We start from the raw sequence: 20,676 nt of genomic DNA, 5'->3' as shown, positions 1-20,676 counted from the left end.
AAACTCCATATGATTTAGCTCACAAAGCAATCACTGCTATGCTGTTGATTTAATGTGAAGACGAACCCCAAGACCATGAAGCCAAGCCACTAGCTTAAAGACTCATTTCACACTTTACTTTGCCAATTGTTGATAACAGTTATCATTTGTATTAGCATCCATTCCTCATTTTTGGGGGAGTTCTGCATGGCTAAGTTGTCCAACCGTTTTTGGTTTTCGTTTCATGGCTGGTGCTCACTGCCTATTTGGGTACTGTTTTGTTTTATCTGTTTGACTGGCACGGTAGCGGTGATCAGTCATGAACTCACTTGGCTCACCAACCCCAATGCCCGTGCACTCAACCCTGATGAGTTGCCCGCCAAAAATGCCGCTGAGCTGGTTAAGATCGTCCAACAAGCACACCCCACTGCCGAAGTCAGCACGCTACTGCTGTATGAGCCCTATTTGACGGCAGGAGTGATATTTAGCGATCAGCAACGACCATTCGCCACCGCCTATGTGAACCCCTACACTGGCGCCATCCAAGAGATCAACGAAGGGCTAACTTTTATCGGTTTTATGCGCTCGCTGCATGGCTGGCTGTTGTTTCCTTGGCAACATAACTACAGCATCGGTTATTACTTAGTGTCCGCAATGGGCTTTGTGTTATTAGGAGCGCTGATCAGCGGCTTGATGATTTATAAGCAGTTTTGGAAAGCCTTTAGCCAACCTAAAATTCGTTTCAATCAAGGCAGCAAAACCTTACTGGCCGACTTACATCGTACAGCTGGCGTTTGGTCGATTTGGTTTATGGTAATTATCTGTATCACTAGCCTGTGGTATCTGCTGCAAGGCATTTTGATGCACAACGACATTGAGGTTGAACCGCACGCACCGCTGGTGGCCATCACTGAGCTGCCGTCGGCAAAGCCCAACGAGTTTCCCGTGTCATTGGCACAAGCGCTGGCAACCGCCAAGCAGCAATATCCGGCATTTAGCCCCAGCTATATCGCCTTGCCGGAACATAATCGCGACAACTACCATCTGTACGGCAGCGGCGCTAATCCATTTTTTGATCAATATGCTTATCAAATGGCTATCAACCCTTGGCAGGGTGAGATCAGCCAGCAGTTAGCACCCGATAACATGAATACCATGCAAACTGTGATGCACATTGTTGACCCGCTGCACTACGGCACCTTGGGCGGCATTTGGACCAAAATCATCTGGTTTATCTTTGGCGCGCTGCTGACCGGCATGTCGTTCACTGGCTTTTTAATGTGGCGTAAGCGCTTAGTTAAGGTAAAGCCGCCGCGCCAATCACAAACCACAACACAAACCGCAGCCCAAACAGCGCAGCCCGTTGGAGAATCTCGCTAATGGCCAGACGTAACGCGACCTTTTGGCACCGTTATAAATTTTTGTTGAGTGGTTTGGTGTTGCTGTTTTCTGCGGTTTTCTTCTATCAGAGTTTGCACCCAAGCTTTCCGCCCAGTTTAGCCAGTCAGCAACTAAACGAGTTTGAAGTGACACCGATGCCGCTCGATTTAGCCGCGCCATATCAGCATGATGGCGCCTTTATCAAGGACTTTATGGTGCTATATAACGCCGGAAATCCTGATGATATTCGCCAAGCTTTTATGAGTATTGGCCCACAACCGATACCATTTGCGCAGCATCAACAGCTCGACTTGGGCATACTCCACGGCAGTCGTTATGGTCTGCATGTGCATGCCTTAGCGCCCGAACAGTTTAGCGCCGCAGACCGAATTTGGTTGACCATTGAGCGCTGGCAGGGCGAACGCCATACTATCTCCTGGCCATTACCCCAAGCTTGGCTGGAATAACAACAAAGGGAGCATTTGCTCCCTTTCAAACTCAGTAAACAGCTCATCGCTTACAAGGCGTTGGCATACTCAATGGCAAATTTCACCAGTTCACTGGCACATTGAAACCCGAGCTTATTTTTAATATTTTGCCGCACCGCATCGACCGTTTTCACGCTTAGCCCAAGCTGCAGCGCAATCTCTTTACTGGGGTGGCCTTTCCCCACCAAGGTGAAGATCTCCAGTTCCCGGTCACTCAATGCTTGCACACCAAAGGAGCTCGCACTGCGTTGTTTGGCCGAGCCCATCGCATTGCCGAGTAACAGCTTGGTCATGCTGTCGCTCAAATATACCGTACCATCAAGCAGCTTTTTAATCGCCACCAGTAAGATTTCCGGCGGCTCGCTTTTCATCAAGTAGCCTTTCGCACCTGCTCGCAACGCTCGCTCGGCGTAAATCTCCTCGGGGTGCATGGAGAACACCAACACCCGAGTCGCGGGATAAGCGCGGCTCATCTCTTTCACTAAATCGAGCCCGTTTTGCTTATCTAACGACAAATCAACAATCGCGATATCAAAAATCTGCTGCTGCAATAACACCAACGCCGCTTGCACACTGTCAGCCTGCGCCGATACCAAAAAGCCTTGTTGCTGCTCAATCAGGCTAGATAAACCTTCGCGAACGATAGCGTGATCGTCCACCAGCAAAATATTAGTTTTTGTGGTCATACCCTATGATTTCCGGCGCAATTAATGGGTCGCTAACGGCACTTCACAGCGAATGCTGGTGCCATGGTCATTGGAGTCGATATGCAATTCTGCATTCATAATCGAGGCACGAAACTGCATAATTTTCAGCCCCATAGCACCAACTCTTGAAGTGCTATTGTGCATACCACAGCCATCGTCTTTTACCTCAGCAACCAGCCGCTCAGCATTAGCATCAATGCTGATCTCAATCTGCTGACAGCCACTGTATTTCAGCGCATTATTCACCGACTCATTAACAATATTGAATAAATGGGCGCACAACACTGTGTCATCGATGTGCAGCTCGCCGCGTTGATGGAACACACATTGTTTACCAAATAGTTCCCGCACCGACTCTGCTAACGAATAAAAAGCACGGCTTAATCCATCTGGGCCATCGGGAATATGGTTGAGCCCTTGCAACACGTTATACATGCGTTTGCGGGCGCGGCCGATACTCTGCACCATCTTTGAAGCAATGGTTTCTAGCGCAGGATCTTGACCCACCAATTGATTTGCTAGGGCGCTGGCAAGAAAACTTAGCCCAGTTAACTCCTGCCCAAGCCCATCATGAAGATCATGGCCAATGCGCTGCCGTTCACTACTGCTCAGGCGCAATATTTCCCGCTCAAGATTGCGCCGTTCAGTAATATCGCGAGCAACCTGCACCACGCCATCGAGTTCACCCTCATGATTAAACGCGGGATAGGCCGAGATTTGTAGTACGCGCCCTTGATTTTGCAACTCACCAAAGGCCGGTTGCTGGTTGTTAAATACCCTGATCACCGGGCATTTATCGCAGGACGACTGATGATTTACACAACAATCACAGTCATCTTGGCAGCCTTTACTGGAATCGTTGCGAGCAATCTTGTTCGCCCACAACACATTGCGTTGCTTGTCGTGGAAGGTCACCCGTTCAGAAATCACATCTAAAATCAGTTGCGCCTTTGATTCCGCTTTTTGACATTCCTGTTTGGCGCGATATTCTTCGGTCACATCTACAATTAGGCAGTGAGTTTGAACAAACTCGCCAAATTCATCAAACCGTGCATTACCATGTACCATTACATATATTTCACGCCCTGATTTATGGCGTAATTTCCACGGAATACTGCGCGCTCTTCCTGAACATCTAAAATCAGGAAATGTGACTTCCAAATGATATTTAATATCTGCTTTATTAAATAAAAAGAATGAAAAAGGTCGACCAAAAACTTCCTGTGGCTCATATCCAGTGAGCTCACTAAATGCATTATTTGAATCAATAATAATCGCATTCACATTCATCGACATATAAGCCAACGGAATATGATCAAACATCAACCGATAGCGTTCGTGAGACGCTAACAAGTCATTATATTTATGCCTTAGACCGTCCTCATCCTGCGCGGCTTGCTGAATGTATTCCATACCTTCACTCACACATCATCATGCTATTTAATGGTTCCGAGTTTACTACGTGCGCCAGCAAATACCTTTTAAGTCAAAGTTCATTTGAGAATTGAGTCACATATCTGCAACGCAATTTTTAAAACTTAAAAATTAACTAACTGCCAATACCTAAATCAATATAGGTAACACTACCTATATTTAACAATTCATATTTATAGAATCTATTAATAAACCTATGTTTTAAATAATTTAAAAATAGCTTTAGCAAATACTTTAGGTAATAACACCTAGCTGCTTTTAGGTAGTAAATAGCTAGTTAACATCGAACCATAAATTTTAAAATTGCCTCGCAAAATAAAACTCCTTAAAGCTCATTTTGCAGCACCTAATAGAGGCAATAAAAATGAAAATTACCACGTTAGTTTTTTCAATGATGATGCTCTGCATTGGCGGTGTCAGTATCGCCCATGCACAAGATTTTAAATGGCAACAACACCACCTACAGCAAGGGATTAAATGCGCGAGTTGCCACGGTAGCGATGTTAACGCCGCCATCAAAAACGATACCTGTCTCAGTTGTCACACCAGTTATGAAAAATTGGGTGAGCAAACCAAAGATATGCATTTGAACGTGCATCAAAGCCCACACTTCGAACATCTTGAATGTACCGCTTGCCACACCAGTCATGACCAAACCACCGCATTCTGCCAAGACTGTCATGGCCCGATCGAGCGTGACGCAAAGTTCAGCAAAATCAATAAATAACCATACCGAGGGATGAGAAAATGAAATCTGTATTCAAAAAAGCATTTGCCCTAGGTGTCTTGGCTGTTGCTTGCCAAACTGCATACGGCAAAACCATTACCTACAATACTGACATTGCCATCGTGGGTGGCGGCTCTACTGGCCTCGCCGCCGCAGTCACTGGCGCTGAAGCTGGTGCCAAAGTGATCGTATTGGAAAAGAACCCCTACTTGGGTGGCAGCTCAAACTTTGCTGAAGGCTTGTTTGGGGTAGAAAGCGATTGGCAACGCGGTAAATCTTATGGCCTCACCAAAGATGAAGCGTTTGAACATATTATTGAATACTCACACTTTAATAATGATGCCTCGCTGATCCGCAAGTTTGTTGACGACTCAGCAGACAACCTGAACTGGCTGCATGAACGCGGCGTTGATTTTGACGTGGTGCAAATCTCGCCTAAAGAACCAGAAACCTGGCACTTGATTCAAAATCGTAAACGCTTCCATCACGGTGCGGCATTGGTGACCGCCCTGCAAGAGCACGCTGAAAAAGATGGCGTAGAATTCCTGATGCGCACCCCTGCCAAAAGCCTTATCTATACAAATGGCAAAGTCACTGGGGTACGCGCCAAAGACCACAAAGGCAACGATGTGGTGATTAACGCCAAAGCGGTGATTATCGGCTCCGGTGGTTTTGGTAACAGCCCAGACAAAATCGATAAATGGACCAAATATAACGGCGCGAACTTCAAGCCAACACTGCCATTGAACAAAACCGGTGACGGCATTGAGATGGCCAAAGATCTGGGCGCGGCTCATGAAGGTGAAACCTTGATGTTGCATCCAGGTACTGAAGGTAAAGGCATTGTGCCACTGGGCAATATCTACACTATGACTTGGCAGCCAGCCAACATGTGGGTCAACGCCCACGGCAAGCGCTTTACCGATGAAACCGTTGCCTTCAGCTTTGCTCATGCGGGGAATGCCATTGGGCGTCAACTGGGTAACTATGCTTGGGCGATTTTTGACGATGCAGAAGTTGACCATGCCATCAAAGACGGGGTGGATAACGGCGTTGGCGTATTGGTACCGGTGATGACCAAGCTAGGTAATATTCGCACTGAAATTAAAAATGCACTGGCCGCTAAATCAGAAAGCTTCTTCGCCGCAGACAATATTGAACAGCTGGCAAAAGAGATTAATGTGCCGGTCGCCAACCTCAAAGCCAGCTATGCGCAATACAACAACGCAGCGAACAATCACTACGATGAAGCCTTCCTCAAAGACCGTATGTGGACGCGTCCGTTAAATCACGGCAAGTTGTACGCCGTCAAACTGATGCCTTATCACTTCACCTCAGTGGGTGGTTTGAAAGTCACCAATGACATGCAAGTGGTCAACACAGATGAAAAACCGATTACCGGTCTTTATGCTGGTGGTAACGACGTCGGTGGTTTGTATTCAGACACTTACACCCTGTGGGCCTCTGGTCACGCGTTTGCCTTTGCGACGTATTCAGGTCGTGAAGCAGCAAAACACGCAGTTGAATACATCAAACAAGGTAAATAAGGATGCTGACAATGAATAAGAGTTTAGCCACTGCCGTGGTGATTGCTGCGGGATTTGCTGGGTTTCAAGCCAATGCCACTGAAGGCGGCGGTAACGCTTACCCAAACGGCGCTGAAGGCTTTATGTCGGGAGCATTGCCACCGCAAGGGCTGTATTACCAAAATTATCTGAACCATTACACAGTGAATAAAGTCACTGATGCCGATGGGGATAACACTGGCACAGATATCAATCTACAAGCGACCGCTGATGTATCGCGTTTCATCTACATGACCGATAAAAAGCTATTCGGCGCAGATTGGGGCATGTACACCACCATTCCGCTGGTTCACCTCAGTGGTGAAGTGGCGGTCAATGGCACGCCGGTGGTGAGTTCTACCACCAGTGGTTTGGGCGATATCTCAATATCACCACTGATGTTGGGGTGGCATACGCCAAACTTCCACTATGCCTTTGCACTGGAAGTGACCGCACCAACCGGTGAATACAACATGACCCGTTTTGCCAATCCAGGCCGCAACTATTGGGTATTCACCCCGGTGTTTGTTGCTACGTATCTAAACAACGGCTTTGAAGCATCTGCCAAGTTTATGTACGACTTCAATGGCAAAAACGACGACACCGATTACAAGTCAGGTCAGGAGTTTCACTTTGACTACGCCGTTGGCTACCATCTGAATAACCTCACCCTGGGTGTGGCCGGTTATTACTACCAACAGCTGACTGGCGACAAACAAAATGGCCAGAAGTACTTAGATGGCTATAAAGGCAAAGCCTTTGCCATTGGCCCTGCGGTGAAATTTGATACGGCGGCAGGCTACTCCGTCGAGCTGCGCTATCAAACGGAAGTGTCAACCGAGAACAAACCGGAAGGTGATAAGTTCTGGTTGAAGTTCACCACACGTCTGTAATCGCAGCTGCTTAATTACCGCAATATAACGATTGTTGTTCCCTGCAAAGCCCACTGGTTGACTCAACAGTGGGCTTTTTTTCGCTTAGATTGCGCTGAGATTTTGCTGCAATTTAATCAAACCTTCGCTCAATGCCTGTTGCTGCGCTGCAGATACACCTTGCGTCATCGCCGCCGAAACCTGCTGTTCAAGCAGCAAGGCTTGGTCGAGTAACACCTGCCCTTGCGGGGTTAACTGCAACAACACGCTGCGTTTATCTTGCGGATGCGGCACTTTTACTAACCACGCTTTATCGGTCAATTCGGCCAGTAAGCGCGTGACCTGCGCTTTATCGCGCTGCAGCCCTTGCGCTATCTGCAGTGGCGTCACGCCAGTCTCAGCCTCTGCGCCGCGCCCTACTTGGCGTAGCACACGAAAATGCAGCAAAGATAACTCCGGCAGTTGTTTGCTGAAGGCCGATAGCAACGCGGTTTTGTAGGCATCTAACACGGAAAATAGCAGTTGACTCACGCTCATTAGTTGACTTTATCAATTAAAATTCGAGATAATTGATTTTATCAACTAAACAATCATAAGAATAGCGATAGAGGAAAACCATGCCCCATCAATACCGAATTTCCGTAGAAAAACTCAATGACACCCAGCAAACCGAGCAAAGCCTGAGCTTTGAAACCATCAACCATGACGACATCTTTAAGATTCTCGAGAAGGTTGAAGGTAAGTTTGGCTTTAGTGAGGAACAGCGCAACAACTTCTTTGTGGGCTTAAAGTTGTTTAGCGAAGTGATGCTGCAAGAGCATAAAAACCCGCTGTTTGATGAGTTTGGCCCGCAATTTAAACAGTTTATGAAAAAGCTAAAAACCAGCGCATAAAAACGCCACCTTCAAGGTGGCGTTAGTGTTTAACCCATGGTTGGCAACGATGGCATTACAGCCCCAACTCAGCCTTCAGTTGTGCCACCCAAGTGCCGAGGCGGTCATCAGTTAAGCTGGCTTGATTATCTTTGTCGAGCACCAAGCCAACAAAGCGATCATCCACCACCGCAGCAGATTGGTTGAAGTCGTACCCATCAACAGGCCAACTGCCCACGACTTCGGCACCGCATTCCACCACTGTGTCATACAACTCGCCTAAACCATCAACAAATTCATCGGGGTAGTTCACTTGGTCACCGAGACCAAACAGTGCTACTTTTTTCCCCGCCAAATCCATTGCATCAAAGTTAGGCATAAACTCTTCCCAGCTTTCTTCCTGACATTCCGCAGAAAGCCCGGGTAATTGGCCTTCACCGAGCGTCGGCGTGCCCAAAATTAAGATATCGTAGCCCGCGAGGGTTTCTGCCTCGACACGGTTGATGTTCAGTGGCTTGTCGGCCAGCTCATCACCCAGCAGCTTTTGCAGTTGTTTGGCCACTTTACGGGTACTACCTGTGTCTGTGCCAAAGAAAATTCCGATTTGTGCCATAGTCCACCCCATCAACAGATTTATGATTTAGTCAGCAATTGCCTTGTCTTTCACTGCAACTCCTTCACAGCAGCAGTTGCAATTCACGTTCCTAGACTATCTCATTGAAAAATATACTAAGTTTTAATTCATTCACTTCAGTAACGAACAAATTTGTCGTAAAGCTGACAATTGGTTCCAGCACTGCGGCTTAATCGTCATCATCGTCGTCATCGGGCGCGACCCAAGTGATCGGGCGATAGATCTCCACTCGATCGCCATCCTGCAGCTCGGTGTCTAGAGCGCAAATCTTGCCAAATACGCCCACCTTCTGTTGATCTAAACGGATGCTAGGGAACATGGCCAAAATGCCAGATGCTTCAATGGCCGACATCAAGGTTGCGTGTTGCTCCACATTCACCGGCAGCCACACCTGCTCTTCGGGTTGGGCGTACACCACACTCACTTTCATTCTCAACCTCCAGTCACTGGCGCAGCGGCCAGCGCACGACGTTCTAGCAACAGTTGCTCGGCCTTTTGTTTAAATGCCAACACCGCCCCTAACACCAAAAATCCCCCCGGCGGCAGGATCACCAGCAACAAGCCGCGATATTCGGGGATCACAGTGGTTTCTAAAAAAGCGAAGTGTTGCCCAAGCAGCAAGGAGGCATTGGCAAATAGGGTGCCGCTACCCAAGATTTCGCGAATGCCACCCAGCATGGTCAGCACCCACGTAAAGCCCAAGCCCATCGCCAATCCATCAACCAACGACGGCATCAACGGCGATTTGCTGGCAAACGATTCCACCCGCCCGAGAATGGCGCAGTTGGTCACAATTAGCGGAATAAACAGCCCTAACACTTTGTGCAGTGGATGTAGCCAAGCGTTGAGCAGTGCGTCAATCAAGGTCACCAAAGAGGCGATAATGATGATATTGGCGGGAATGCGCACCGCTTTGCTGATCACCCCTTTTGCCATTGAGGTCAGGGCGTTAGAAGCGATCATCACCACCATGGTTGCCAAGCCCAATCCGAGGCCGTTAGTGGCACTGCTGGTGACCGCCAACAGTGGACACAACGCCAGCGACTGCTTGAGTACGATGTTGTTATCCCACATGCCAGCAGCCCAAATCTGCCGATACTGATTTTGCTGCGAGCTATTTTGCTGCGGATTATGTTGCGTCATGGGCTGGTTTCTCCATGTTGTTGGCCAGTGCTTGCATCGCACTATGCACCCCTTTCACCACCGCGCGTGGCGTGATGGTGGCACCGGAAAATTGATCAAAGTTGCCGCCATCTTTTTTCACGCCCCATAGCGGGGTGTTGGCTAACGAATGTTGGTTGAACGAGGTGATCCACTGGCTTTTGGCCAGCTCGATTTTGTCGCCTAACCCTGGGGTTTCGGTGTGGCTGATAATCCGCACGCCGGTGATCACCCCGTCAATATCAACCCCAACTAAGAAGCTTATTTTGCCGCTAAAGCCCTCTTCAGCGCCGCGCACCACATAGTGCGTCGTGCTGCCAGCAGTATTTTTTGCAGTAAAAATTTCATAGCTGTGATTGTTGAGTACGATAACCTCCGGCGCCGCAAACACCTTGTTGGCATAGGGCGCACCGGCCAGCACTTCATCCAATAAGGCGTTTTGATCTTCCTCGATACGCAGGTTAATCAAGGGTCGCGTCCACAACTCCATCAGTACCAAAATCAAGGCGGCACCGCCGCAAATGGTGGCTAACAAGCCACTTTGGTAACTGATGCTGTCTTTCCATTTCTCTAGCGCTAACTGCATCACGACTTCTCCATCACAGACTTGCTACCAAAGATGCTTGGGCGCAGGTAATGGTCAATCAAGGGGCTGGCCGCATTCACAATCAGCACCGCAAATGCCACCCCTTCTGGATAGTTACCAAAGGAGCGGATTAACCAGATCAGCGCACCACAAGCGCCGCCATAAATCAGTTGGCCACGAACACTGGTCGGTGAGGTGACCAAGTCGGTAGCAATGTAAAATGCCCCCAGCATGGCGCCGCCACTGAGCAACTGCGCCAGCGGTGAGCTAAATGACTCAGGCGCAAACAAATAAGCAATGGCCGCCGGAACACAAAGGCCAGCAATGAATGACAGCGGAATCGCCCAATGGATGATGCGGCGATACAGCAGCACCAGCCCGCCCAGCAAAATCAGCAACGCGCTGGTTTCGCCTAAACTGCCCGCAGCATTGCCTAAAAACTGCGACAGCAGCGATACCGGCTCAGGGTTTAAGCCACTTAAAGGCGTTGCCGCCGTCACGCCATCAAACTGTAACCAGCCTTGCGGCACCGCCACTTGGTTGCCGCTGAAATCTATCGGAGTCGGCACAGCCCAATTGGTCATCTCCACAGGAAAACAAATCAGCAGCATTACCCGCGCTAACATCGCAGGATTAAACAGGTTTTGCCCAAGGCCACCGTAAATCTGTTTGCCGACAATAATGGCAAAAGCGCTGCCAAATCCGGCTAACCACACTGGCACTGTGGCAGGTAAGCTCATGGCCAATAGCAGCCCAGTCAGTAGCGCCGAGCCATCCAAACAGGCATTGGCGGCGCGATTCATCAACTTTAAGCAGATATATTCAGTCACCACCGCCATCACGCAACAGACCAACAGGGTTTGTAAGCTGGCTAGGCCAAACTGATAAATCCCCATCAATGCCGCGGGCAACAAGGTCAGCACCACGGTGTACATGATGCGACTGCTGGAGTTGCTGGTATGGGCAAACGGCCCAGCTTTGGGTTCAAAATCAATCATTTTCGCTCTCCTGTGCGGTCGCTCTGGCCGGACGTTTACGCGCCGCCGCTTTGGCAGCTTTGGCGGCGGCCTTGGCCGCGGCTTCACGTTCTAACCGCTGTGCTCTTTCTTCGTTTAACGCCCTTGCGGTTGCAGAACGTTGCGCCTTTAAGCGATTGGCATTGATTGAGCCTTTGGCAAATTGGAAGTACTGCACTAACGGCAGCGACGCGGGGCAGACATAACTGCAGGCACCGCAAGAAAGGCAGTGATTCACCCCTAACTCTTCAGTTTTGCTGAAGTCTGATAAGCGCGCGTAGGCCGCCATTTGGAACGGCATTAACCCCATAGGGCAAGCACGCACACACTGACCACAGCGAATACATTCAGTTTGTTCGCGGGTTTTGACCTCATCGTCGGTCAAGGCCAAAATGCCACCCACAGTTTTATCAATCGGGATATAGGGCGAAGAGATCACCTGCCCCATCATTGGCCCGCCAAACAGCAGCCGTGAGGTGCTTTCTTTTACGCCGCCGCAGTATTCCAGTACTTCGTTAACTGGCGTGCCCACCGGCACTTCGACGTTACGCGGAGAGCCAATGCCTTTGCCCGATACAGTAATCACCCGGCTGACCAATGGCCGTTGAAAACGCACGGCCTGGTACACCGCCCGCGCAGTAGCGATGTTATGCACCAGCACGCCTATTGCACCTGCGTGGCCGCCCATAGGCACTTCTTTACCGGTGAGGAATTTGATCAGATGTCGCTCCGACCCCATCGGATAGATGCTCGGCGCGGCGCGCACTTCTATGGCATCATCTTCGGAGGCGGCCGACTTCAACTGCGCCAACGCTGCCGGTTTGTTATCTTCGACGCCGATAATCGCTTTCTTGGTACCGCTGGCGATCATCAACAGCTTTACCCCGGCGATAACCTCTGGCGCATACTCCTGCATCGCCACATCGTCACAGGTGAGATACGGCTCGCACTCACCGCCGTTGATCACTAGCGTGTCAGCACCGCCCTTACGGGCAAACTGAATTTTGGCCACGGTTGGAAAGCCCGCACCGCCAAGCCCTACAATTCCAGCATCGCGCACCCGCGCAATAATCTCGTCGCTGCTGAGCGCTAAGTAGTTTTGTTGCGGATGGGTTTCGCCCCAGCGTCTATCGCCGTTGGCGCGAATAATGATGGTGTCGCATTTCACCTTGGAGGGATGCGAGCTAAAGTGCGGCGTAATCCCTGTGACGATGCCGTTAACTGGCGCGTGCAGCGGTGCCACCATGTCGTTACGGCCTTTGGCAATCAGTTGGCCACGCTTGACGCTATCGCCCGCTTTGACCAAGGGTGTTAACAGAGCACCATTACGCAGTTGTAGCGACAGAAACACATTGCGCGGCCAAAAGAAACGGTCAATGCCACTGCCATTGGTCAAGGTCTTGTAGCTTTCTGGATGAATACCACCGCGAAATGGGCGGCTGAGTAAGTTCAACATATGCGCTCCTATGCCGCCGCGCTGGCTGTAGTGGGCTGTTGCGGTTTCGGCCAAAACCAGGTACGCGTATCCGGTTTCACCTGCACCATAGTGAGACAATCTTGGGCGCACACCTGAGTACAGAGTTTGCAGCCGGTACAGACATCGCTGATCACTGTGTGCATCTGTTTGGTTGCGCCAACAATCGCATCAAACGGACACGCCTTGTAGCAGCGGCCACAGCCGGAACATTCTGCCTCGTTGACAGTGGCCACCCATTGAATATCTTCCTCGCCCATTTCGACCGACACACCGAGTAGATCGGCAATGGTCTGAGTCAGCCCTTGACCGCCGAGAGGACAGGCGTTGGGATTTAGCTCGCCGCGTACCATGGCTTCTGCTGCCTGACGACAGCCAGCCACGCCGCATTGTCCGCACTGGCCTCCGGGCATCAACGCCTCGATCTCATCCACCAGTGGATTGCTTTCTACCTTGAAAACTGACGATGCATATCCCAACGCCGCCCCCAGTACCGCCCCCAGCAGTACAAAGAAAATCACCGTAATGATCATCACTTCCTCCTGTTAGACGATGCCAGCAAAGCCCATAAACGCCATCGACAGCAGGCCTGCTGTGATAAACGCAATGGGGTTGCCTTTAAATGCTGCTGGAACGCTGTTTAAACTCAGCTGGCTGCGCAGCCCTGCAAACAACACCAACACCACTAGAAAGCCGACTGAAGAACCTAAGCTGTACATTAAGGTCTGCATAAAGCTCAGCTGTTCTTGCACTGCCAGTAACGCCACCCCAAGCACGGCGCAGTTGGTGGTGATCAGCGGTAAAAACACCCCTAGCGATTGATACAGCGACGGAAAGCTTTTTTTCACATACAGCTCAGTCAGTTGCACCACTGCGGCGATCACCAGAATAAACGCGATAATCCGCATAAATTCGAGGTTGAGTGGCTTCAATATCGCCACTTCCAATACCCAGCTCATCAGCGCCGCCAGCGTCAGTACAAAGGTGGTGGCCAAGCCCATGCCCACGGCACTGTCTACCTTGCTGGACACACCCATAAATGGGCAAAGCCCGAGGAATTTTGCCAGAACCACGTTATTGACGAAGGCAGCACCGAGAAAAATCAACAGCCCATCGGTCATCATCTCGCTCCTAAATTCATTGCTTGCTTACTTAGGTGCATAGCCTGTGCCAGCGAAATAGACGCCTCCAAAATCTAAATAACATTATGAATTTATTTAATAATTTTATTTTCCTGCGTGAATAACGCAGCCAAAATTGTTTGTAGCAAACACAACAAATAAGACGAGGGGTTAAGAAGATGTTACAAACACGACAGATAGCCGAGGGACAAGTGAACAACAACAGACAACAAAACAGGTCTTAGCAAAGGGGTTAACATCGTCAGCATAACGAGCGCAAGATTGGTCAATATTGCACCAATTTTGCACAATTAATGCCTCATACCGGGAAAATCAACGCCAACACCCCCTTCAGCTTTTCAGGCATACGACAATTGTCGCAAAGCTGACAAAACCGATTAGCTGCTGAGAAATTGTTCTAAATCAAACAAAGCAAATATAAGCCAATAAATTCACACTAATCAGCAACTTGGGCATGACTCACTTTAAGGATGGTCTGATTTATGCACTTTCGAACCACACAGATGATTCTTGATTGTGCATTTTGTGGATAAGCCGTTCGCGCATTTATCCCACCTAACCTGATAAGGAAGGCTCATGGAACAACGTCACGACATACTGCAAGCATTAGCGTCGCCGCAAATTGGACTAGAAGCCTTTAAACAGATACTGCAATACGCACCGATCGCTATCAGCATTACCGATCAAGCGGGCAATCTGCTGTTAGTGAATCAAACGTTTGCCGATATCACCGGCTATCAAGAGAGTGAATTGCTGGGCAATAACTGCTCGATGCTGTCTTACAAGGCAACCCCGCGCAGCGTTTACCAAAGCTTATGGGGGGCGATTACCGAAGGCCAACATTGGCATGGTCAGCTGATCAATAAGCGTAAAAACGGCCAGCCCTATATTGCCGACATCTCCATATCAGGTTTTACCAACAACGATGGCGCCAAGCTGTATTACTCCATCCACAAAGACATTACTGAGCAACATGAACTGCAAACCCACCAAAAAAACCAGTTCACCATGTTTCAAGCGGTACTCAATTCTGCGCCGATCGCCATCGCCCTAATTGATGCGCAGCATAACGTGCTGTTCAGTAACCGCCGCTTTGAACAGCTGAGCGACAGTATTCAACGCTCGCCGATTGCGCTGCTGGCCGACAGTCTGCAAGAAGAATATGACTTTGACTCGATTGAAGCCTTTATGGGCACGCGCCAAAACCGCTACAAAGGGATTCATATTCAGCAAGAAGCGCCAATGGGCGAGCGCTGGTTTGATTATGCGCTGGCTAAGATCCCAGTGACCGACACCACCGCCGAAGCCTACTTTCATCCAGCCGATGAGTATTACACTGTAGTGGCCATTAGCGATCGCACCAAAGAAAAGCTGTTGGTGGAAGAGCGCCGCATCCACTCGGTCAAGTTGATTGCCAGCGACAACCGCTATGTGCATGCGATGCAAGAGGCATTGATGGCTACTCTGCATCAGCTGCAAGGGCCGTTCAATATGATTGAGTCGGCGGTCAAAATCCTCAAAAAAACCAGCCATGCTTGTCCAGGACTGTCGGCGATGGACGAAGCGATGATCAACGCCGTCGATGCCATGAATGAGATCAAGCAGGCGATTCCTGAGCGAAGTAATGAAGCGTTCCAACCGGTTAACCTGAACCTGATTGTGCGCGACGCCACCGCCATCAGCACCGATGAGCTGCTGCTCAGCAGCACCCATCTGCAGTTAGCGCTGAAACCCACCCTGCCGTCGATTTCTGGGATGCCGCACCGCTTAGTGTTGGCGCTGAAACAGGTTATCGATAACGCGGTGGATGCGATTCAAGCGTCGAAAGCCTCGGAGCGGACGCTATTAATCACCACCGATGAAGATGACAACGACATCAGCATCACAGTGGAAGATAGCGGCGTTGGGGTGCAGGAAGAGATCCGTCTTAAAGTGTTCCATCCCTTTTACAGCACTAAACCGCGACATCAATCTGGTTGTCGCGGGATCGGCTTATCGATTGTGCAGCAGGTACTCAACGAACATTCAGCGACAATCTCCATCGCTGAGAGTGCAACATTAGGGGGCGCCAGCATTCGTCTGACCTTCCCGAAGCATAGCTGGTGAGGTGCTTATGGGCTTAGAGATTTCGTTATTCGACCTTGAGCGCCAGTTACTGGCGGCAATGTATAAAATAAGTAGTGAACTCAACAGCAGTTTGAACTACAAGGATTCGGCCAATAACGTGCTGAAAATTCTGCACAATGAGTGCAAATTACTGCACGGCATGCTGACCATTTTGGATGCGGAACGCGATATTCTGTTGATTAAGCTGTTGCACAACCCCGGCCAAGCAGTCGAAACCGACGAAAAACAGGTGTACTACAAAGTCGGCGAAGGCATTGTGGGTGAAGTACTGAAACATGGCAGTGCGATTGTGATTCGGCAGATTGGCAAAGATAACCGCTTTGCCGACAAGCTGGCGCTGTATGACTACGACAAACCCTACATCTGCGTGCCATTGCGTGACGGCAGCAATAAGGTGATTGGCGCGTTATCGGCACAACCGCCGATGTGTGGTGATGATGAACTGGCGGCGCTGTCGCGCTTTTTAGAGATGATCGCCAACTTAATCGCCAAGAACGTGCAGTTGGCGTACAAAGTCGAAGCCAAAGAAAAGCAGTTAGTCGATGAGCGCGATGGCCTGCGGCGCAAAGTGCGTAACAACTACAGCTTTAAAAATCTGGTTGGCCACACCAAGGCGATGCGGCAGATTTTCGAGCAAATCCGCTTGGTATCGCGCTGGGATTCCACCGTACTGTTACGCGGTGAATCGGGCACAGGTAAAGAGCTGGTAGCAAACGCCATTCACTACAACTCACCGCGCGCCAACAACCCCTTTATCAAACTCAACTGTGCCGCACTGCCAGATAACTTGTTGGAGTCTGAGCTATTTGGCCATGAAAAAGGCGCGTTTACCGGCGCAGTCAAACAGCGCAAAGGTCGCTTTGAAATGGCGCACAACGGCACGATATTCCTCGATGAAATTGGTGAAACCAGCGCAGCCTTTCAAGCCAAACTGTTGCGGGTACTGCAAGAAAAGGAGTTTGAGCGGGTTGGCGGCACCAGCACCATTAGTGTCAACGTGCGGATTATTGCCGCGACCAACCGTAATTTGGAAGAGGAAGTCAGCCAAGGTAACTTCCGCGAAGACCTTTACTATCGTCTAAACGTGATGCCGATGTATCTGCCACCATTGCGGGAGCGTACTGAAGATCTGCCCGAGCTGGCTGAGCATATGATCAAACGCCTTGGGCAAGCGCAATCGCGTGAACTGTCACTCACCGACAGTGCGGTACGCGCCATGATGGCCTACAGCTGGCCGGGTAACGTGCGCGAGTTGGAAAACACCCTAGAACGTGCCTCGGTACTGAGCGAATCTGGCACCATCGGCCCAGAGTTAGTTACGTTTAGCCAAATGGAAACAACGCATTATAACGCCCCTGCTAGCATGCCTAGCCCAGCACCAAGCAGTCAGCCCCATAACGGCACGGTGGTGCGGGAGCGGGTGTTGGATGAACGCGAACAGGTGATTGATGCGCTTGAGCGCTCTGGCTGGGTTAAAGCCAAAGCCGCCAGACTGCTCAATATGACCCCACGCCAAATCGCTTACCGGATTCAGATCATGAACATCGAAATGAAAGAGTTGTAAGCCTACAACGGCCTTTGTCTGCTTTGCGACAATTGTCACTTGCACAGCAGACAGAGGCCGCCACTACTTCGCCTAAGCTATTGATTCAAATACAAACCACAGCAGGAATAGAGTTTGCAACGGCAGATTATCATTTAGTGCTAAATGCCAGAGGTCACTATGGAACTCCACACCGATGAGCGTTTGTCGGCCACAACAAGCAGTTGCCCAAGCAGCCAAACTGATGGCGCTTCAGTCAGCCACCTGTTGCCCAAAGACGTTCAACAGCAAATTGCGCGGCATCCTTGTTACTCCAAACAGGCGCACCAGTATGCGCGTATGCATCTGCCAGTGGCTCCTGCGTGTAATATTCAATGCAATTACTGCAATCGCAAATATGATTGCAGCAACGAATCACGCCCTGGCGTTGTGTCGCATCTGGTCGACCCTCACGGCGCACTTAAACAGTTTCGTGCCATTAAAAAGCGCGCGCCTAATTTGACTGTAGTCGGCATTGCCGGCCCCGGTGATGCGCTGGCTAACCCTAAAGCCACCTTTAGTGCCCTCAAGCTGATCCGAGATGAAGACCCAAGCGCACAGCTGTGCATCTCCACCAACGGCCTAATGCTGGCCGACTATGCCGATGCACTCGCCGCCCATGGCGTTAATCACCTGACCATCACCATTAACACCATTCGCCCGGAGATCGCAGCGCAGATCTATCCGTGGATCTACTACGACCATCAACGTTTACGAGGCCTTGAAGCCGCTGAACGGCTGATCCGTAATCAGCTCGCAGGGCTGGAAGCCGCCGCCAAACTGGGCATGTTGGTCAAGGTCAATACGGTACTGATCCCCGGTATCAATGACGCCGATATCGCCGAGTTGTCTGCCGCAGTTAAAGCCCGTGGCGCACTGCTACATAACATCATGCCGCTGATCTCGGCCGCCGAACATGGCACCTATTTTGGCGTGACGGGTCAACGCGGCCCCACCGAGGCAGAGCTGGCCAGCGCCCGTGAAGCGTCCGGGCAATTTATGCCACAGATGACCCATTGCCAGCAGTGCCGCGCCGATGCGGTGGGCACCCTCGGTGGAGGTTGTGGCACTGAGGCCGATAACGCCAGCAAGGCGGATAACAGCTTCAAAGTGGCCGTTGCCACCAATGGCGAGCCATTGATAAAAACCCATTTTGGCCATGCGCAACAGTTTGAGATCTATCGCCTTGATCCTCAGGCAGGGGAATTCCAGTTTTTAGAACGCCGCCAAGTGGCGCAGTATTGTAATGGCGAGAGCGCATGTCCCGACGAGGAAGCCGACAAACAAGCGATGTTTAAAGCAATCGAAGACTGCCGCATGGTGCTCTGCTCCCGCATCGGTATCGCCCCATGGCGCACCTTAGAGCAGATGGGCATTACCCCCAATGTGGATCACGCCTTTGCCCCCATTGATGTCGCCCTCGCTGCCATTGCCAATAGTCAACTAGCAGCCACGACGCACAGCCAAAAGGAGAGCAGCGATGAAGTATGCCATTACTGATAAATGCGTAGGTTGCCATGCCTGCTTATTGGTCTGCCCCAGCAATGCCGTGTTTGCCGATCCGGATAATCCGAAGCAGTTTATGATCCATCCACGCCGCTGTACTGGCTGTGAAGGGCAACACGCCGCGCCGCAATGTGCCAGCATCTGCCCTGTCGAGGAGGCCATCGTCAACGAATATGCGATTGCGGTGAATCCGCTCGGTAGCCTAACCGGAATAGAGGTGCGCGAGCATGTTAATACATCTATCGATTGAACTAACGCGTACCCAAGAGTTAGAACGCTTTTGGGCGCCAATTCTGCAAAGCTTTGCCGCGGGCGAAACGGTATTACCACCCTATCTCGGCTTAGGTAACGCGGGATTTGAGGCATTAATTACCGATTTGGCAGCCAGCCATATTGAACTCTACATTCTACCCGGGCAGCATAAAACGCCGATTCGGCAAGTGCGGCAGGATATCGTCAATCTCCGCCAAAGTGAGCTACAGGAGTTGGTCAGCCTGCTGATGGAAAATGCCAACCCCAGCGCTTGCTATGCCCGCTTTGCCGCAATGATTATTGCCTGTGGTTGCCTTGGCAATCGCCATCTGTGGAAAGATCTCGGTTTACCAGAGCGGCCTCGATTAAGCCAAATTTTTGCTTGGTACTTTCCGGCCATTTTTTCGGGCAATGACCGCAACATGCGTTGGAAGCGCTACCTCTACAAGCAGCTATGCGAAACCGGTGGTGACTATGTGTGCCGCGCCCCGAGCTGCGACCAATGCAACACCTATCAAGAGTGCTTTGGCCCAGAAACCTAGCCTCTGAAATCTAGCCCCAAAAACTAGGTCAGCGCTTAGCAGCTAAAGCAGAAACCTCAGCGAAAAAAGCCCGCTTACTGCATATTCAGTAAGCGGGCTTTTAAATAAGTTGCTGCTAGGTGAGCCGAAGCTCGCGATCACTTTTCAGTGACGAAAACCGTTTAGTCGGCCAAGTAAGAGCAGCAGTAGTCGGTGACTTGGTAAATCTTCAGTTTAAAACTGGCGTTGGCCGGCACGTTAAAACTTTCACCACCCACCACTTTCTGCCAGTCGGTCGCCTCAGGCAGGAGGATTTCAAGATCACCGGCTAAAATTTCCATAAGTTCAGCCGCTTCAGTGCCAAACTCATATTCGCCCGGCAACATAATCCCCAAGGTTTTTACGCTGCCATCAGCAAAGGTCACTTTGCGGCTGGTGACCTTGCCTTCAAAATACACATTGGCTTTTTTCGTAACGGTTACATTTTCAAACTGCGACATGCTGCCCCCTGCAAGCTAGATAAAAGATGCCAAATCATCTGCGGTGGAGTGTGCAAGTTTTTTGGTAAAAATCCAACAATATTTCAACATAACAGTGAAAAAATCACTGCATGAATAAATAAACTCAAAAATGAGTGATGATTGATGAAAA

Annotated in this window: 23 protein-coding genes; 11 read left to right on the top strand and 12 right to left on the bottom strand. The window is 50.2% G+C overall.

Going from position 1 to position 20,676, the window contains the following annotated elements; genetic code table 11:
- Nucleotides 1-186: 186 nt before the first annotated feature.
- Together JYB87_RS02890 and JYB87_RS02885 are read left to right on the top strand one after the other, a co-directional pair.
- Nucleotides 187-1,359 carry a PepSY-associated TM helix domain-containing protein gene (locus JYB87_RS02890; protein WP_207355417.1) on the top strand — a complete coding sequence of 391 codons (1,173 nt, stop codon included), beginning with the start codon at nt 187-189 and terminating at the stop codon, nt 1,357-1,359.
- Nucleotides 1,359-1,826 carry a hypothetical protein gene (locus tag JYB87_RS02885; RefSeq protein WP_207355416.1) on the top strand — a complete coding sequence of 156 codons (468 nt, stop codon included), beginning with the start codon at nt 1,359-1,361 and terminating at the stop codon, nt 1,824-1,826. The genes JYB87_RS02890 and JYB87_RS02885 overlap by 1 nt, the downstream gene beginning before the upstream one ends.
- 50 nt (nt 1,827-1,876) lie before the next feature.
- On the opposite strand, the gene JYB87_RS02880 is transcribed toward JYB87_RS02885, so the two are convergent.
- On the bottom strand, nt 1,877-2,533 hold the full coding sequence (locus JYB87_RS02880) for a response regulator transcription factor (RefSeq protein WP_207355415.1): 657 nt from the start codon (nt 2,531-2,533) through the stop codon (nt 1,877-1,879).
- A gap of 21 nt (nt 2,534-2,554) precedes the next feature.
- Nucleotides 2,555-3,979, bottom strand: coding sequence for a PAS domain-containing sensor histidine kinase (locus JYB87_RS02875; RefSeq protein WP_207355414.1), 1,425 nt, complete (start codon nt 3,977-3,979; stop codon nt 2,555-2,557).
- Nucleotides 3,980-4,352: 373 nt separating this feature from the next.
- Here JYB87_RS02875 and JYB87_RS02870 point away from each other — a divergent pair, with 373 nt between their 5' ends.
- From JYB87_RS02870 to JYB87_RS02860, 3 genes are read left to right on the top strand one after another with little or no spacing between them, the layout of a single operon-like run.
- The gene (locus tag JYB87_RS02870; protein WP_207355413.1) at nt 4,353-4,715 is read left to right on the top strand and encodes a cytochrome c3 family protein; all 363 of its coding nucleotides are present in this window, start codon (nt 4,353-4,355) and stop codon (nt 4,713-4,715) included.
- Between the two features lie 20 nt (nt 4,716-4,735).
- Nucleotides 4,736-6,262, top strand: coding sequence for an FAD-dependent oxidoreductase (locus JYB87_RS02865; protein ID WP_207355412.1), 1,527 nt, complete (start codon nt 4,736-4,738; stop codon nt 6,260-6,262).
- Between the two features lie 11 nt (nt 6,263-6,273).
- Entirely contained in the window at nt 6,274-7,173 is a 900-nt protein-coding gene (locus JYB87_RS02860) for a SphA family protein (RefSeq protein WP_207355411.1), read from the top strand.
- 84 nt (nt 7,174-7,257) lie between these two features.
- Here JYB87_RS02860 and JYB87_RS02855 read toward each other — a convergent pair whose 3' ends face one another.
- A complete protein-coding gene (locus JYB87_RS02855; protein ID WP_207355410.1) occupies nt 7,258-7,689 on the bottom strand; it encodes a MarR family winged helix-turn-helix transcriptional regulator in 432 nt (143 codons plus the stop codon).
- Between the two features lie 80 nt (nt 7,690-7,769).
- Between JYB87_RS02855 and JYB87_RS02850 the strand changes: the two genes are divergently transcribed.
- Complete coding sequence (locus tag JYB87_RS02850; protein WP_207355409.1) at nt 7,770-8,045, top strand: DUF3861 domain-containing protein; 276 nt, start codon at nt 7,770-7,772, stop codon at nt 8,043-8,045.
- A 55-nt stretch (nt 8,046-8,100) separates the two neighbouring features.
- Here JYB87_RS02850 and JYB87_RS02845 read toward each other — a convergent pair whose 3' ends face one another.
- From JYB87_RS02845 to rsxA, 8 genes are all read right to left on the bottom strand, one after another.
- Nucleotides 8,101-8,637 (bottom strand): flavodoxin, encoded by a 537-nt coding sequence (locus JYB87_RS02845; RefSeq protein WP_207355408.1) that lies wholly within the window; start codon nt 8,635-8,637, stop codon nt 8,101-8,103.
- 190 nt (nt 8,638-8,827) lie between these two features.
- A complete protein-coding gene (locus JYB87_RS02840) occupies nt 8,828-9,088 on the bottom strand; it encodes an RnfH family protein (RefSeq protein WP_207355407.1) in 261 nt (86 codons plus the stop codon).
- A 2-nt stretch (nt 9,089-9,090) separates the two neighbouring features.
- Entirely contained in the window at nt 9,091-9,801 is a 711-nt protein-coding gene (locus JYB87_RS02835; protein WP_207355406.1) for an electron transport complex subunit E, read from the bottom strand.
- Nucleotides 9,788-10,405 carry an RnfABCDGE type electron transport complex subunit G gene (locus JYB87_RS02830; RefSeq protein WP_207355405.1) on the bottom strand — a complete coding sequence of 206 codons (618 nt, stop codon included), beginning with the start codon at nt 10,403-10,405 and terminating at the stop codon, nt 9,788-9,790. The genes JYB87_RS02835 and JYB87_RS02830 overlap by 14 nt, the downstream gene beginning before the upstream one ends.
- A complete protein-coding gene (locus tag JYB87_RS02825) occupies nt 10,405-11,403 on the bottom strand; it encodes an RnfABCDGE type electron transport complex subunit D (RefSeq protein ID WP_207355404.1) in 999 nt (332 codons plus the stop codon). The genes JYB87_RS02830 and JYB87_RS02825 overlap by 1 nt, the downstream gene beginning before the upstream one ends.
- Nucleotides 11,396-12,877 carry an electron transport complex subunit RsxC gene (rsxC, locus tag JYB87_RS02820; protein ID WP_207355403.1) on the bottom strand — a complete coding sequence of 494 codons (1,482 nt, stop codon included), beginning with the start codon at nt 12,875-12,877 and terminating at the stop codon, nt 11,396-11,398. The genes JYB87_RS02825 and rsxC overlap by 8 nt, the downstream gene beginning before the upstream one ends.
- Before the next feature lie 8 nt (nt 12,878-12,885).
- Complete coding sequence (locus JYB87_RS02815) at nt 12,886-13,428, bottom strand: RnfABCDGE type electron transport complex subunit B (protein ID WP_207355402.1); 543 nt, start codon at nt 13,426-13,428, stop codon at nt 12,886-12,888.
- A gap of 12 nt (nt 13,429-13,440) precedes the next feature.
- On the bottom strand, nt 13,441-14,016 hold the full coding sequence (gene rsxA / locus JYB87_RS02810; protein WP_207355401.1) for an electron transport complex subunit RsxA: 576 nt from the start codon (nt 14,014-14,016) through the stop codon (nt 13,441-13,443).
- A 597-nt stretch (nt 14,017-14,613) separates the two neighbouring features.
- Between rsxA and nifL the strand changes: the two genes are divergently transcribed.
- The 5 genes from nifL to JYB87_RS02785 all read left to right on the top strand — a co-directional run bounded on the left by nifL (nt 14,614) and on the right by JYB87_RS02785 (nt 20,046).
- Entirely contained in the window at nt 14,614-16,143 is a 1,530-nt protein-coding gene (gene nifL, locus JYB87_RS02805; RefSeq protein ID WP_207355400.1) for a nitrogen fixation negative regulator NifL, read from the top strand.
- A 7-nt stretch (nt 16,144-16,150) separates the two neighbouring features.
- Nucleotides 16,151-17,728 (top strand): nif-specific transcriptional activator NifA, encoded by a 1,578-nt coding sequence (gene nifA, locus JYB87_RS02800; protein ID WP_207355399.1) that lies wholly within the window; start codon nt 16,151-16,153, stop codon nt 17,726-17,728.
- 159 nt (nt 17,729-17,887) lie between these two features.
- A complete protein-coding gene (nifB, locus tag JYB87_RS02795; protein WP_207355398.1) occupies nt 17,888-19,246 on the top strand; it encodes a nitrogenase cofactor biosynthesis protein NifB in 1,359 nt (452 codons plus the stop codon).
- On the top strand, nt 19,227-19,502 hold the full coding sequence (locus JYB87_RS02790) for a 4Fe-4S dicluster domain-containing protein (RefSeq protein WP_207355397.1): 276 nt from the start codon (nt 19,227-19,229) through the stop codon (nt 19,500-19,502). The genes nifB and JYB87_RS02790 overlap by 20 nt, the downstream gene beginning before the upstream one ends.
- Nucleotides 19,480-20,046, top strand: a complete 567-nt coding sequence (locus tag JYB87_RS02785; RefSeq protein WP_207355396.1) for a nitrogen fixation protein NifQ — start codon at nt 19,480-19,482, stop codon at nt 20,044-20,046. Before JYB87_RS02790 ends, JYB87_RS02785 begins: the two co-directional genes overlap by 23 nt.
- 161 nt (nt 20,047-20,207) lie before the next feature.
- Here the strand turns inward: JYB87_RS02785 and ppnP are convergent, their stop codons facing one another.
- Nucleotides 20,208-20,525: a pyrimidine/purine nucleoside phosphorylase gene (ppnP, locus tag JYB87_RS02780; protein WP_207355395.1), complete on the bottom strand. Its 318-nt coding sequence runs from the start codon at nt 20,523-20,525 to the stop codon at nt 20,208-20,210.
- Between the last annotated feature and the right edge of the window lie 151 nt (nt 20,526-20,676).

The organism is Shewanella avicenniae (assembly GCF_017354945.1).
Taxonomy (GTDB): Bacteria; Pseudomonadota; Gammaproteobacteria; order Enterobacterales; family Shewanellaceae; genus Shewanella; species Shewanella avicenniae.
This window is presented reverse-complemented; position numbering and strand designations above follow the sequence as displayed.

Bases quoted from the DNA above. Each gene is read 5' to 3' on its own strand.
- JYB87_RS02845 (WP_207355408.1), bottom strand. From the start codon at position 8,637: ATGGCACAAATCGGAATTTTCTTTGGCACAGACACAGGTAGTACCCGT.
- ppnP (WP_207355395.1), bottom strand. From the start codon at position 20,525: ATGTCGCAGTTTGAAAATGTAACCGTTACGAAAAAAGCCAATGTGTAT.
- rsxC (WP_207355403.1), bottom strand. From the start codon at position 12,877: ATGTTGAACTTACTCAGCCGCCCATTTCGCGGTGGTATTCATCCAGAA.
- JYB87_RS02885 (WP_207355416.1), top strand. From the start codon at position 1,359: ATGGCCAGACGTAACGCGACCTTTTGGCACCGTTATAAATTTTTGTTG.
- JYB87_RS02870 (WP_207355413.1), top strand. From the start codon at position 4,353: ATGAAAATTACCACGTTAGTTTTTTCAATGATGATGCTCTGCATTGGC.
- JYB87_RS02835 (WP_207355406.1), bottom strand. From the start codon at position 9,801: ATGACGCAACATAATCCGCAGCAAAATAGCTCGCAGCAAAATCAGTAT.
- nifA (WP_207355399.1), top strand. From the start codon at position 16,151: ATGGGCTTAGAGATTTCGTTATTCGACCTTGAGCGCCAGTTACTGGCG.
- JYB87_RS02825 (WP_207355404.1), bottom strand. From the start codon at position 11,403: ATGATTGATTTTGAACCCAAAGCTGGGCCGTTTGCCCATACCAGCAAC.
- JYB87_RS02830 (WP_207355405.1), bottom strand. From the start codon at position 10,405: ATGCAGTTAGCGCTAGAGAAATGGAAAGACAGCATCAGTTACCAAAGT.
- JYB87_RS02785 (WP_207355396.1), top strand. From the start codon at position 19,480: ATGTTAATACATCTATCGATTGAACTAACGCGTACCCAAGAGTTAGAA.
- JYB87_RS02855 (WP_207355410.1), bottom strand. From the start codon at position 7,689: ATGAGCGTGAGTCAACTGCTATTTTCCGTGTTAGATGCCTACAAAACC.
- JYB87_RS02840 (WP_207355407.1), bottom strand. From the start codon at position 9,088: ATGAAAGTGAGTGTGGTGTACGCCCAACCCGAAGAGCAGGTGTGGCTG.
- JYB87_RS02890 (WP_207355417.1), top strand. From the start codon at position 187: ATGGCTAAGTTGTCCAACCGTTTTTGGTTTTCGTTTCATGGCTGGTGC.
- JYB87_RS02865 (WP_207355412.1), top strand. From the start codon at position 4,736: ATGAAATCTGTATTCAAAAAAGCATTTGCCCTAGGTGTCTTGGCTGTT.
- JYB87_RS02880 (WP_207355415.1), bottom strand. From the start codon at position 2,533: ATGACCACAAAAACTAATATTTTGCTGGTGGACGATCACGCTATCGTT.
- JYB87_RS02815 (WP_207355402.1), bottom strand. From the start codon at position 13,428: ATGATCATTACGGTGATTTTCTTTGTACTGCTGGGGGCGGTACTGGGG.
- nifL (WP_207355400.1), top strand. From the start codon at position 14,614: ATGGAACAACGTCACGACATACTGCAAGCATTAGCGTCGCCGCAAATT.
- JYB87_RS02850 (WP_207355409.1), top strand. From the start codon at position 7,770: ATGCCCCATCAATACCGAATTTCCGTAGAAAAACTCAATGACACCCAG.
- JYB87_RS02860 (WP_207355411.1), top strand. From the start codon at position 6,274: ATGAATAAGAGTTTAGCCACTGCCGTGGTGATTGCTGCGGGATTTGCT.
- JYB87_RS02790 (WP_207355397.1), top strand. From the start codon at position 19,227: ATGAAGTATGCCATTACTGATAAATGCGTAGGTTGCCATGCCTGCTTA.
- rsxA (WP_207355401.1), bottom strand. From the start codon at position 14,016: ATGACCGATGGGCTGTTGATTTTTCTCGGTGCTGCCTTCGTCAATAAC.
- nifB (WP_207355398.1), top strand. From the start codon at position 17,888: ATGGAACTCCACACCGATGAGCGTTTGTCGGCCACAACAAGCAGTTGC.